Here is a 14,130-nt window from a genome sequence, read left to right as displayed (position 1 = left end):
ATTCAGAATTCAAATTTCTAAATTCAAGTGGCCTTCGCTCTGGCTATATGCCGTCAGGGCAAGGGTCTATTTTTTATGGCAATATGCTTTTTGAAGGTACTAAGGAGAATAAACAACATGATGAGATGGCTGGATACGTATCCAAAAGAAGTGAAAATATTTTTGCTGGCAAGTTTGGTCAATGCGACAGGTAGTGCCTTGATGTGGCCGCTGACCACGATGTATGTATTTGACGAGCTTGGACGCACGATGGCGAACGCGGGGTTTGTTATTCTGATCCAGTCGTTGGGAGGTATCTTCGGGCAACTGCTCGGCGGTGCATTGTACCACCGGGTGGGCGTCAAGAAGCTGATCATCGGATCGCTGGCGTTAAATGCGGTCGGGCTGTTTGCTCTGCCGTGGATTAGCGCGTATTGGGTTGTATTTATATGTGCCATGGGCTGGATTGGCTTGTTCAGTTCATTGTCGTTACCAGCGATTCAAGCCTTTATTGGCTTCCGGTTTGCGGAGCGACGCGGGGAATTGTTCAATGTGATCTATGTCGCCAACAATATCGGTGTGGCAATTGGTACAGCGCTCAGTGGTTTTCTGGCTGACTTTTCCTATCACCTCAGCTTTGTACTGAACGGGGTGACCTCCGCCGGCTTTGCGATTTTCTTCTGGTATTATCTGTCGCGGGCAGAACCGGATCAGGGCGAAGTACATCTGACCAAGCGCAAAACGGTTCCCGATGGGCCGGGCGTCTGGGCGCTGCTGGGCAACACCAGATTATATCTGTTTATGAGCCTGGGTGTGCTGTTCCTGCTGTTCGGTAATTCCATATGGAATACGGGTGTGTCTCCGTATATTATTTCCGAAGGTATGGAGAAAAGAATGTACGGTCTGCTCTGGACCCTGAATGGGGTGCTGATCTTTGTAGGACAACCTTTTACCAGCTGGGTTAAGCGCACGATGGCCCGTACATCGACTGCTCAGATGACTGCAAGTGCCGTGTTCTATGGCATGGCTTACATCGTCATGATCTCCATGTATAGCTATCCGGGGATGGTGCTTGCGATGGTACTGGCTACCTTTGGGGAAATGCTGATCTCACCTGCTACCCCGGCATTCATCTCAGAGCACGCAGGGAGATCGGCACCCTTCTACATCGGGATATCCGGTGGGGTTGGTGCGGTCGGACGGGTTATCGGACCGTATGCAATGGGGGTCATGTACGACAAACAGGGATTGATCCCTGTAGCGTGGCTGGCAACTGGCACGGCGGTTATTGCGGTGCTTGGTTTTGTACTGCATGCAGTGCTGAACCGCAACCGTGAAGTGAAGGAGTACGGATTGGACGCTTAGCCTTTGCGAGCTGAGTGGTGTGAGGGAGGCAGAGGACAGATTGGAGTGGATGGGCAAAGAAAGCCACTTAATCTGTCGGAGCATTCTGTAATTTTAGATTGACAAAAAAATGTTTTTATGCTATAATTTACATATTAAAATATTCCGTATATACTAAGGTTCTCCTGGCCAGGGGGAATCTTATTTTTGTTTGTACGGGAGGATGAAATATGAAGCAAAGTGAGTCCAGCATCACATCCTTGATTTCGGCTTTTGGCCGAGCCTATCACTGCCAATACGATACACCTCTTATTTTCGATGATTATATAGCCAAAGAGCTTATCACGCCTCAAGAGTTTGCGGATATCCGTGAGAATATGATTCAAGGTATCCATTTTTTCAACCCTGACATGGCTCATCTGATCAAGGACGACCCGGATAAAATACTGAGGTGGATTGTACAGACCCAGCTTGCTCCAACCCCCTTGGCCCGTGCTGCATATTGTGAAAGGGTGCTGCTTCATGAACTGGCACTGGGAAGCACACAATATGTGATTCTTGGAGCCGGTCTCGATACGTTTGCGCTGCGGTATATGGAATTAAAGAATTGCCTGAGGATTATTGAGGTGGACGCCCCGCCAACACAGCAATTCAAGCTCAGTCGGCTGGCATCCTTAAAACAGCCTGTTCCATTGAATCTGCGCTTTGTGGCCATGGATTTAACCAATAAGGATTCTCTTCCAACGTTATTGGACGAAGAGTTAAGTGGGGAGAAGTCCTTTTTGAGTCTACTTGGCGTCTCTTTTTACTGGACCAAAGAAGACCTGTCCCGGCTGTTGCGAGTGTTGTTTACGAACCTACCGTCCGGCAGTTCAATTGTTTTTGACTACGCTGACGAGCATCTTTTTGAAACGAAGGGCATATATAATCGCGTGGACCATATGGTCCAGATGGCTGCGGCTGGCGGTGAGCCGATGAAATCCGGGTACGCCTATGCGGAGATGGAAGCCTTGCTTGATGAAGCAGGGTTGCTAATTTATGAGCATCTGAATCCGGAGGCGATTCAGGAACAGTTTTTCCAGGATCGAACCGATCATCTGATGGCATTTGAAACGATACATTTTATTCACGCGGTAAAAAAATAAATCGATCTGGGCACATAGGGTCACCTAGATAGCCCGCAATTGCATAGCAGCAAACAAACTTCACCCTGTGGCAGGGTGGGGTTGTTTGGTTTGAACCAAGAACAACATAGACCATGATTCGGTAGCCAATAACTTCGCATGTGATACACATGTTCAGAAATCCGACTTGTTATAGTTCAATCCCATGTCATTCAACGTTCTGCCCTCCATTTGTGCATAATGCTCATATAATAGAATGGATATGGTTAAAGGCAGGAGGAGGGGGACGATGTACAAAATATTGCTGGTCGATGATGAATTTATCATCTCAGATGGGATCTCCAGTGTCGTGAACTGGTCCCAATTGGGGACAGAGCTGGTCGGCATTGCGCAGGATGGATTGGAAGCGTTATCTTTTATAGAACAGCAGCGTCCAGATATTATCATTTCGGACATTCGCATGCCGGGAATGGATGGGTTACAGCTGGTTGAAGCTGTGGCGGAGAAGTATCCAGATGTCTCGTTTATCCTGCTCACAGGGTTCACGGAATTCGAATATGCGAAGACAGCGATGCAGTATGGCGTGAAGCATTATCTGCTCAAGCCCTGCAGTGAGGAGCATCTCGTACAGGCCATTGGTGAACTGGTTAGTGAGAAGCGGGAGTGGACGGATCAGGAGCGTTTTGTACAGTCGATACAATATAATCTGGAGCGTGTGTTACCGCATGCCAAGGAGTATTTTCTTAAGGAGCTGGTCACTAACAGAACTTACGGGGTCAAGGAATGGAAGTATTTTGGAGAGCTGTTCGATGTACAATTTCAGGATCAGCGTGTGCGGTTGCTGTTGGTAGAGATTGAGGGAGATCATGAGTATTTGCACTTGTTCGCGGTCAAGAACATCGCCGAGGATATTTTTCATAATTCGATCTTAAGTACCACGGTTGGAGGTCATGTGTTACTGATGATGGAGGACAAGTTGTCTGAACCGCAGTTGTTCCATAATATTGATGAGATCCGCGCCACATTTACCCGATACTATCATGATGATCTCACCATTGCTCTTAGCGAACCAGGAGATCTTCCACAGGCACGGCAATTGTACATGCAGACGCTAGTCTATCTCAATTACCGCTTTTACCTCGGTGAAGGCAGTCTTATTATGGAGCGGGATGTCTACTCGCCAGGCGAGCGGACTCTTCCTGAATTCGAATATGATCCAGAGCGGATGGCTACGGCGATCAAGGCTGGACACTGGCAGGAAGCCGGAACAGAGTTGAACAGAGTGTTTCAGCTGCTCGCTGACTTGCGATACGATATATCTCAAACGAAGTCCTATCTTATTCAAATATTTATGGAAATGATTCGGCTCAGCGGTTCTACCGAGATGAAAAGGTATATGGACCAGTTGCCAGGTATGATTGAATCCAGCACGTTGTATTCCTTTCAACAGTTTCTGCTTGCCGTTGCCAAGGAAATTACGCTGCGCCGCTACGAACAACACCGCTCCAGACAATCACAGATGGTGGGCAGTGTGAAGCAGATCGTAGAGAAGCGCTATAGGGACGAAACACTGACGCTCCAGTCCATCGCCGGAGAAATATATATGAACCCGGACTACATTGGTAAAATGTTCAAAAAAGTAACAGGTGAGAAATTCACCAATTATGTGTTAAGTTACCGCATCCAAAGAGCATTGGAGCTGCTGGAGCAGGACGGAAACTGTACCGTATCCTGGCTTGCCGAACAGACGGGTTTTGGCTCCAATTGGCCGTATTTTAGCAAAATGTTCAAAAAATACACGGGTTTCTCCCCTTCCGAGTACAAGAAAGTGCCCTAGAACAGCTTTACTGTCGCATGGACATATCTCACTGGCATATTTCACTTGTACCTCATCTACATACCTCGCCCTGTTTGCCTTCATCGGCAGCAGGGTCTTTTTTTGTCGGACGGAACTCGGTTTTGAACATCCATTTAACGGAAATGAGCATGGGAAGAAAAGGCGCTCGCTTCTATCATTAGAGGTGTCATGTTATGAATGAACATCGAGAGTGGAGGTTGAGTGGATGGAGCTGAATCGAAGCCGGGGGATTGAACCTGGGCGGTTGAAGCCAGCCGGCAAATGGAGTTCAGTGAAAAAGGAGCTTGTCCGCAACAGATACGTGTATCTGATGCTCGTTCCGGTTGTAGCCTATTATCTGATTTTCAGCTATGGGCCTATGTACGGGCTGCTGATGGCATTTCAGGAATCCTACAGCCCGGTCAAAGGAATCTTGGCAGGCGAATGGGTTGGTTTTGACAATTTCACCATGTTTTTTGAAAGTTATTATTTCTGGCGACTGATCAAGAACACGCTGATTTTGAGTTTTTACAGCATTGTGTTTGGTTTCCCGGCTCCAATCATCCTGGCCCTGTTACTGAACGAAGTACGGAAAAAGTGGTTCAGAAGCACGGTGCAGACGATTAGTTACATGCCACATTTCATCTCGGTTGTCGTCGTGGTCGGAATGTTGAAAACGTTCTCCGCATTGGATGGTGGGCTATTTAACGTCATTCGTGACTTTTTCGACCTGCAACCCATCATGTTTCTGGCGGAGAAGGATATGTTCCGTCCGATGTACATCCTGTCCAACATCTGGCAGGGGGCGGGCTGGGCATCGATTATCTTTTTGGCAGCGCTCAGCGGGATTGATCCACAGCTGTATGAGGCTTCCAAAATTGATGGCGCAGGCCGTTGGAGACAGCTGCTACATATTACACTGCCGGGCATCATGCCAACGATTGTGATCATGTTGATTTTGCGGATGGGAGCAGTCATGAACGCTGATTTTCAGAAAATATTGCTGATGCAAACGGCACCAACCTATGAAACATCAGATGTCATCTCCACCTTTGTTTATCGATCCGGTATTTTGGAAGGGAACTATACGTATTCAACCGCCATCGGACTATTTAACGGTGTCATTAATTTCGCTCTGCTCATTATCGCGAATGCGATCAGCAGAAAGCTTAACTCAACCAGTCTCTGGTAATTGGAAGGTGAAGCGATGAAACAGTCTATAGGGGAACGACTTTTTGATGTATTCAATACATTGCTGCTCTTGGTGATCATGATTTTATGCTTTTACCCGATGCTGTACGTCTTCAATTCTTCAATTAGTGATCCGGATCAAATGCTGCGTTCCCGGTCATTGATGCTCATTCCTGAAGGCTTCCAGTTGGGAGCGTACAAGTCGGTATTTCAGGATACTCGCATCTATACCGGATATATGAACACCTTGTTCTATGTTGTGGTCGGCACGGCCATCAATCTGCTCATGACTTCGCTGGCAGCCTATGGCTTATCACGCAGTGATCTGATGGGCAGAAAAACGCTGATGAAATTAATTACGTTCACGATGTTCTTCGGCGGGGGTATGATTCCGACTTTTCTGCTAATCCAAAATCTGGGGATGGTGGATACCCGTTTCGCGCTTATTATTCCCGGTGCCATCAGTACGTTTTATTTCCTCATTATGAAAACCAACTTTGAGGGTATTCCGATCAGTCTGATCGAATCGGCGAAGCTTGATGGCGCCAATGACTTTCTGATTCTGTTCCGAATTGTACTGCCGTTGTCAAAGCCAATCCTGGCGGTCATGATGCTGTATTATGCGGTGGACCATTGGAATGATTATGTCGGACCGATGCTCTACCTGCGAAGTCAGGAGCTATATCCGATCCAGATTATTATGCGCGATATTCTGATCAGCAGCAGTACAGAGGCCATGGGCGCTGGAGCCGATACCGGCTTTGCCATTGGGGAGAACATCAAATATGCCACCATCATTATCTCCACGCTGCCGATTATGCTGGTATATCCGTTCATCCAACGTTATTTTGTTCAGGGCGCTCTAATCGGTGCTGTGAAACAATAAAAAATGTATCCTATGGAGGCGAATTACGTGAAAAAAAGAATGGGGTCCATCCTGTTGTCATCGCTACTTACCATGTCTTTACTGGCGGGTTGTACGGGGGATAATGAACCAGGCAACGCAGAGCCAGCAGAAGCAACAGAACCTGCGGTTCAGGCGTTGACTGAGATACCGCTACCGATTACAAGTGAGCCCTTTACCATTGACTATTGGCGCGCCAATGATGCCAAACTGACGGCTTCCTTGAACAATTTTGGAGATATGGGGGCTTACAAAGAGAAGGAGAAGTTGACGGGTATCAAGGTGAAGTTCACACATCCTCCGCTTGGACAACAGCGTGACCAGTTTAATCTGTTGATCTCTACGAAGGAGCTGCCGGATGTCATTTATTATAACTGGGCAGATGCCGTTGGTGGACCGGAAAAAATGATCAAGGACGGTCGTATCATTCGTCTAAACGAACTGATCGATAGTTATGCCCCGAACCTGAAGCGAATTATTGAATCCGATCCAGATGTGAAGAAGCAGATCGCTCTCGACGATGGTACGATCTATATGTTCCCGCTGCTCAAGCTGGATGCTTTGAAGCTGAATGCCACCTCCGGTTTAATTATCCGCCAGGATTGGCTCGATAAATTGAACCTTAAGGTACCTACCAACATCGATGAGTGGTATACGGTCCTCAAGGCATTCAAGGAACAGGACCCTAACGGCAATGGCAAGCCAGATGAGCTGCCATTCACCGGAAACTGGGGACCGGGCAACCTGACCAAGCTCCATGATTTTGCTGCAGCTTTTGGCGTAATTGGTGGCTTCCAGATGAATGGAGACAAGGTGGAGTTTGGACCCATCCAGCCGGGCTACCGTGACTTTCTGGAGACGATGGCCAAGTGGTACAAGGAAGGGCTAATTGATCCTGAGATTATGACCAATGATGGCAAGGCATTCGACTATAAGATCACCAGCAATCTCGCAGGAGCGTATCAGGGCGGTGTGTTCAGCGGTATGGGTAAATATTTCAATCTGATGAGAGATACAGATCCAAGCTTTAATGTGACCGGCGTGCCGTGGCCTGTGTCTCCGGATGGGACTTCCTATGCGACATTTAATATGGACACCAAAGTGTTGAGTTATGGTGAGGCTATTACGGCTTCCGCAGACGAAGATAAACTGAAATATATTGTGCAGTGGATGGACTACAACTATAGCGAAGAGGGTAGTGATCTGTTCAACTTCGGTATCGAAAATGACAGCTATGTTCGCGATGGGGACGGTGTCAAATTCTCAGATACCATCATTAATAATCCGAACGGTCTGACTTATGACCAGGCACTGGCTTCCTATGCTTTATCCATTATGGACGGTCCAATCAATCAGGATAGCCGTTATCTGGATGCATTACTTTTTGACGACGGACAGCGTGCAGCGAATGCGGAATGGATGAAAGCAAGCTCTGCCTTGACGCTTCCGCCAATTCGTTTGTCAACAGATGAGGTAAGCACAAGTACGTCCATTATGAGCCAGGTGAATACGTATTTAAATGAGACGATGACTGCCATCATTAGCGGACAGAAGCCGATCTCCGAATTTGACACCATGGCCGAAACGATCAAGAGTATGGGCATTGACCGGGCGATTGAGGTTCATCAGGCGGCCTATGACCGATATCAGTCCAAATAATACGCGAGGAATGAAGCGCTAAAACTTTGGGAAAACCTTTCGGGATATGATATATCTAGTAGTATCACGTAGGTCAAAGGAGCGCTTGGATCATGATCATGACAGCCTACCGCAAACTGAGCATCAAAATGAAAATGTTTCTGATGATTATGTTCATGATGGCGTTTATCATCATCCTGGCGTTTGGTTCCTTGTATTATACGTACTCGGTTTATGACAAACAGCTGTTCGACAAGTCATCTCGTCTTCTGAACCTGTCCTCCTCTACCGTGGACGTTGAACTTCAGAAGTTGGAAGCGTTATCACTAAACATGATCTCCGATACTCAGATTCAAAGGGCCTTGAAGTCACTGTTGATTGAAGATAGCGCATATTCCAGCTTTATGGAACGGAAGAAGATCACGGATCGGCTATGGGAGCATATTAGTGGGGCTGCACGATATGTGCAGTCCGTACATCTAATTGATTCCACAGGAAGGGTGAATAAATATGGCGAGACGTTGACGGTATCCCGGGAAAAATATGATCGGATGATTGAAGCTGCGGAGCAGGCCAATGGTGCAGTGCGCTGGCTATACCCGGATGATGATGATCCGATGCTGGTCATGGTGCGTCAGGTGCGATCCTATGAACCGATGACCCTGGAGCCGGTAGGCATTCTCTTTTTGCGTATTAACATCGAACGTCTCGTGGAGGAATACGCAGGTATGGACAGTCAGGACAGTGACATTATTTTAAAAGCAGGAAGTGAAGTGGTCTATCCTTATCGCCAGCTTCCGGAAGCGGTGACCGCCGGACTGAATCCACTTCCAGGCAGTGGGGGATATGAGATCAAGAATCTGGATGGGAGGGCGATATTCCTTTCCCAGAAGAAATCCGCCTACACCGGCTGGGTTTACTATAATATGGCCTCTTACGATGCGATTTTTGAACGCATTATATGGTTGAAAAATATACTGATTGTCGTCTATCTTATCGCAATTCTGGTTGTTCTCGCGCTCGGAATGGTGTTTGCACGCAGTCTGACGAGACCAATCAGGCAGCTGATCAGTCAGATGAAGGAGGTCCAGTATGGAGATCTGGAGAACATGGACGCCAATCTGACTATTCCCACACATCAGCACATGGATGAGCTTGGATTGCTACAGCGTACGTATCGACTGATGATTACACATATTAATACATTGATCAAAGAAAATTATGCAAGTCAGCTGGTCATTAAAGAAACGGAGTTCAAGGCGTTGCAGGCGCAGATCAATCCCCACTTTTTGTATAATGCACTGGATTCGATCCATTGGCTCGCCAAAAAGAACAGGCAGGAGCAAATCTCCAGTATGGTGCTGTCACTTGGCTATTTACTGCGTTCCTCCATTAGCTTCAAGCAAAATATGATTACCCTTGCAGAAGAGCTGCAGATCGTAAACCATTACATCACCATTCAAACTTACCGTTTCCGGCAGCGGCTGGATTTTCGTATGGATGTACCCACTCTTTATCTGAATTGTGCCATTCCTAAGTTGACCTTGCAGCCACTACTGGAAAATGCCATTCAATATGGCCTGGAACCACAGATTGGATCATGTCTGATTCGAGTGTATGCTGAAATGTCAGGTGACAGGCTGGCTCTTATCGTGGAGGATCATGGTCCCGGCATGGAGCCCGAATATGTGGAACAAGTGCTGCGTGGTGAAGTGAAAACCCGAGGAACAGGTATTGGTTTGTTGAATATCAGGGAGCGGGTGCGTCTGGCTTTTGGTGAAGAATATGATGTTCTGTTGGAGAGCGAGCCGGGGCTTGGAACGAGAGTAACAGTGCTGCTGCCACCCCCATCACCAGGTAAGGAGGAGAGGCTATGGGAAGATTGATGCGAACCATAGGCATGATCTGTCTTATGCTGACTCTTCCTGGTTGTGTGAATCAGTTGGATCAAAGGCCAGGCATGATTGTGGAAGAAGAGCCGATAACGCTGCGAATCGCTTGGTGGGGCGGGGATTTTCGTAACAATGCCACCATTGCCGTTATCAACTTGTATGAGAAGTTGAATCCGCATGTGAACATTGAATACGAATATAGCAGCTTCAACGAATACTGGAGAAAACTTGCCCCACATGCAGCAGGCAATGCGTTGCCCGACATTATCCAGATGGACATCTCCTATCTGTCCCAGTATAGTTCGCTGCAGCTGTTGGAAGACATGACGCCGTACATGCAGAGCGGGCTAATTGACACAACAGATATGGAGAAGGAACAGCTGGAGAGTGGTAGCCTGAATGGAAAAACCTATGGTCTCAGTTTGGGTGTCAACGCTATGCTCAGCATCTATGATCCGGAAGTGTTGAAGGCTAATGATATTGAATTGCCAACGGATACGTGGACATGGACGGATTTTGACCGGATGGGCGAGCAATTGCTCGGGAAAGGCATCTATCTGGGAACGTATTTCACGCCGGAACAGTTTTTTGCGTATTACTTGAGACAGTATGGTTCCAAGCTGTACGCCGAGGATGGCACAAGGCTGGGGTATGAGGATGATGGGCTGTTTATCGATTATTTTGGGCGGATGCAGCAGCTGGCGCAGAAGAAGCTTATTTTTGCACCGGATATCTGGACATCAGATATTGGCCAGCCTGATAACGACCCGTTCTATCTGGGAGAGGCTTTGTTCAGCTGGGGGTATTCCAACCAATTTATCAGTACCGCTCAGCGTTATGACAAGCCGTTATCGATTGTACCGATGCCTGGGCCAAACAGCCAGGATGGTTTGTTTTTGAAGCCAGGCATGTTTTTCTCCATGGCGGGCAATTCCAGACATAAGGAGGAGGCTGCCAAGTTCATCAGCTTTTTCGTGAATGATTTGGAAGCCAATCTGCTGCTCAAAGGGGAGCGAGGTGTGCCCGTCTCATCCAGTGTCAAAGAGCGAATGAAGCTGGTGGTTGAACCGGAGCTGGCACAGGTGTTTGACTACGTGGATTGGGTTGCGGATAATAGCAGCCAGATGGACCCGCCTGATCCTGTAGGTGCACCCGAGGTTACTGCGGTGCTGCGTGAGTTGTATGATCTTTTGCTGTTTGGCAAAATTACGCCGGAGCAGGCGGCGAAGGAATTCCGTGAGCGGGCGAATGCCATTCTGAATGGAAAGTGATCTAAATTGAACTAAACGTTAGTTACACTTGCCACTCATATGACAGAACAACCTTCACTCTAGGACAGAGGGAAGGTTGTTCTGTTGTTGTCGTGACCATGTGTTTAAGTCTACAAACCACTTGGTTTCACTTTTAAGCCTACCTTTAACCAAACTGGGCTTGATGCAATCGGCTATACGAGCCCTGACGCGCCAGAAGTTCATCATGGCTGCCTTGCTCGGCTACGCCGCCGTTCTCCACAACCACAATACGATCGGCGTGTCTGATCGTTGCCAGCCGATGGGCGATGATCAGCGTTGTACGTCCTTGTGCCAGCTCGGATAAAGCCAACTGAATGGCGGCTTCCGTTTCGGTATCAAGTGCGGAGGTTGCTTCATCCAGAATGAGGATCGGCGGATTTTTTAGAATCATGCGAGCGATGGAGAGACGTTGCTTTTGTCCGCCAGACAATTTGACGCCCCGCTCACCAATTAGAGTATCCAGTCCTTCCGGTTGAGATTGTACCAGCTCTTCCAGTTGGGCCCGGCGGATGGCTTGCCAGATTTCTTCATCAGGTGCATCCAGTTTGCCGTAGGCAATATTTTCACGGATCGACCCATCAAACAGGAAAATATCCTGCTGCACAATCCCAATATGGGATCGCAGTGACTCCAGTGTCATATCCTTTACCGGAATCCCATCAATAGAGATATGCCCCGCATCCACATCGTAAAAGCGTGGAATAAGACTGCACAGCGTAGATTTGCCTGCACCCGAAGGTCCAACCAGCGCAACTGTTTGTCCTGCCTGAATCTCCAGATTGACCTGATCCAAGGTCGGTTTGTGTTCCCCATAAGCAAAAGAAACATCATGGAAGGCGATGTCGCCTTTCACATGGGGGATGGGTTTGGCTTGTGGTGTATCATCCACATCGGGCTCGGCCTCCAGCAGCTCCAGATATCTTTTGAATCCGGCGATGCCTTTGGGATAAGTTTCGATGACCGAATTGATTTGCTGAATCGGTCCAAGAAATACATTGGATAACATGACAAAGGCGATAAATTCTCCGTAGGTCATGCTGCCCTGAATGACAAACCACGTACCGCACACCAGTACAAACAGTGAGACAAATTTCATCAGAATGAAGCTGAGCGAGGAATTCCACGCCATAATCCGGTAGGTGATTAATTTGGTAAGGCGAAAGCGTTCATTATTTTCGACAAAACGTTTCACTTCATGCTTTTCATTGGCAAAGGCCTGCACTACACGAATTCCGCTCACATTGTTCTCTACGCGTGCGTTATAGTCTGCAATATCTGCAAACATACGCTTGAACGCTTTGGACATTTTGCGGCTGAAATAGAGGGACAGGAAGATCATCAGCGGTACGATGATGAAGGTCATGACAGCCAGTTGCCAGTTGATACCCAGCATGATGCCGAAGGCTCCCGCCAACGTCATAAGGGCAATGAACAGATCCTCGGGTCCATGATGCGCAATCTCACCAATATCCATCAGATCGTTGGTCATGCGAGAGACGAGGTGCCCCGTCTTGTTGTTATCGAAAAAGCGAAAGGATTGCTTCTGCACACGCTGGAACAGTTCCCGCCGCATATCGGATTCGATGTTAATACCGAGCTTATGTCCCCAGTAGGTGACTGCATAATGGAAAAAGGAACTAAGCAGGTAGATACCCAGCAATCCGGCACAGGCAGATAAAATCATGGACCAGTTGCCTGCGGGAAGCAGCTGATCGACAACTTTGTTTACAGCCAAGGGAAACGCAAGCTCCAGCAGTGCAGCCAGAATGGCACAGGAGAAGTCCAATATAAAGAGTCCCCGATAAGGACGATAATAGGCCATGAAACGGCGAAGCATATGTAAGTCCTCCTCCATATAACGCAAATGCCCGGACAAGCTCCCTAGCCTGACCAGACACTTGCATCTCTCATATGTTATTTGCGATTTTGCTGTGCACGTTCTACGATCATATCGGCGAATTCTTCGGCCTGACTCTGAATTGCAATCGGATCGAAGTACCAGTAGCGATCTTCCTGTAATTCGTACACCTGATTGTTTTTCACAGCCGGGAGTGATTGCCAGATGGAGTCGCCTTGGTAATTTTTATTGTTCTCCCCTACGGTCAGGAAGATATGGTCTCCTGCATAGTCACCAACGACTTCACGTGAAATCTCTTTCCATTGGGTATCGCCCATCAGTTCCTTCTTCGTGATTTCGAGTGGTGCAAGCTGCAAAGCGCGATAAACGGCTTGTCCACCGCGACCAAAGTTGTCTCCATAGCCATAATAGCTCTTGTCTGATACTTCGAGGATGGAGAAGGTTTCCTCCGGTTTAATGACAGTTTTTACTTTGGCGCGAGCGGCTTCAATACGTTCATCGTACGTTTTCAGCCAGGCTTCGGCTTCTTCGGATTTGTTCATGAGTTCTCCGAAGCCCCGAATCTCATCCTCTACATTGGTGAACGTGCCGTAGGGAATGACCACGGTAGGTGCGATTTTTTGATAGCTCTCAATTTCTTCAGCTTTATCTGAGTAGGTAATGATCAGATCCGGGTCCAACGCAACGACCTTCTCAAGGGATACGGAACCCCGATCACCAATATTTTCTACACCCTCCACCTGATCTGCATAAAATGGATTTTCCAGATAATATTGAACAGCGCCAACAGGCTTTATACCCAGCGTAAGCAGATCACTTACGTACATATCCGTAACAATCCGTTTCGGTTCAGCCGGAATTTCCACATCCCCACTTAATGACTTATAGATCCGCGTAGCACCGGAAGAGTCGGTATTTGTTTCGGTTGAATCTGTTGTTGATTCCGAACCCGCCGCTGTTGGCTCCGTTGTGCCGGAACCCGAACCACTGTTACAGGCAGCCAGGATCATGATGATGGCGAGCATAAGCAGCAAGCCGGAAAAGCGTTTTTTTGCAGTAAACATATGATTG

General features: G+C 47.8%; 10 protein-coding genes. 8 read left to right on the top strand and 2 right to left on the bottom strand.

Annotated features, from left to right (window positions below):
• Positions 1 to 120: 120 nt before the first annotated feature.
• From DC345_RS09995 to DC345_RS09960, 8 genes are all read left to right on the top strand, one after another.
• The gene (locus DC345_RS09995) at positions 121 to 1,344 is read left to right on the top strand and encodes an MFS transporter (RefSeq protein WP_113053338.1); all 1,224 of its coding nucleotides are present in this window, start codon (positions 121 to 123) and stop codon (positions 1,342 to 1,344) included.
• A gap of 209 nt (positions 1,345 to 1,553) precedes the next feature.
• Positions 1,554 to 2,468 (top strand): class I SAM-dependent methyltransferase, encoded by a 915-nt coding sequence (locus DC345_RS09990; protein ID WP_113052961.1) that lies wholly within the window; start codon positions 1,554 to 1,556, stop codon positions 2,466 to 2,468.
• A 268-nt stretch (positions 2,469 to 2,736) separates the two neighbouring features.
• Complete coding sequence (locus DC345_RS09985; protein ID WP_113052960.1) at positions 2,737 to 4,284, top strand: response regulator; 1,548 nt, start codon at positions 2,737 to 2,739, stop codon at positions 4,282 to 4,284.
• 226 nt (positions 4,285 to 4,510) lie between these two features.
• Complete coding sequence (locus DC345_RS09980) at positions 4,511 to 5,476, top strand: ABC transporter permease (protein WP_076287528.1); 966 nt, start codon at positions 4,511 to 4,513, stop codon at positions 5,474 to 5,476.
• Positions 5,477 to 5,491: 15 nt separating this feature from the next.
• Entirely contained in the window at positions 5,492 to 6,361 is an 870-nt protein-coding gene (locus tag DC345_RS09975) for a carbohydrate ABC transporter permease (protein ID WP_113052959.1), read from the top strand.
• Between the two features lie 27 nt (positions 6,362 to 6,388).
• Positions 6,389 to 8,038 (top strand): type 2 periplasmic-binding domain-containing protein, encoded by a 1,650-nt coding sequence (locus DC345_RS09970; RefSeq protein WP_113052958.1) that lies wholly within the window; start codon positions 6,389 to 6,391, stop codon positions 8,036 to 8,038.
• 92 nt (positions 8,039 to 8,130) lie between these two features.
• Positions 8,131 to 9,903, top strand: coding sequence for a sensor histidine kinase (locus tag DC345_RS09965; RefSeq protein WP_258530607.1), 1,773 nt, complete (start codon positions 8,131 to 8,133; stop codon positions 9,901 to 9,903).
• Positions 9,891 to 11,180 carry an ABC transporter substrate-binding protein gene (locus DC345_RS09960; RefSeq protein ID WP_113052957.1) on the top strand — a complete coding sequence of 430 codons (1,290 nt, stop codon included), beginning with the start codon at positions 9,891 to 9,893 and terminating at the stop codon, positions 11,178 to 11,180. The genes DC345_RS09965 and DC345_RS09960 overlap by 13 nt, the downstream gene beginning before the upstream one ends.
• A 145-nt stretch (positions 11,181 to 11,325) precedes the next feature.
• Here the strand turns inward: DC345_RS09960 and DC345_RS09955 are convergent, their stop codons facing one another.
• Positions 11,326 to 13,038 carry an ABC transporter ATP-binding protein gene (locus DC345_RS09955; RefSeq protein WP_113052956.1) on the bottom strand — a complete coding sequence of 571 codons (1,713 nt, stop codon included), beginning with the start codon at positions 13,036 to 13,038 and terminating at the stop codon, positions 11,326 to 11,328.
• A gap of 77 nt (positions 13,039 to 13,115) precedes the next feature.
• Positions 13,116 to 14,123, bottom strand: a complete 1,008-nt coding sequence (locus DC345_RS09950) for an ABC transporter substrate-binding protein (RefSeq protein WP_113052955.1) — start codon at positions 14,121 to 14,123, stop codon at positions 13,116 to 13,118.
• Positions 14,124 to 14,130 lie beyond the last annotated feature (7 nt).

It is taken from the genome of Paenibacillus taichungensis (genome assembly GCF_003287275.1).
Lineage (GTDB): Bacteria > Bacillota > Bacilli > Paenibacillales > Paenibacillaceae > Paenibacillus > Paenibacillus taichungensis_A.
Note: the sequence above shows the minus strand (reverse complement) of the source record. Positions and strands in the feature narration are given on the sequence as shown.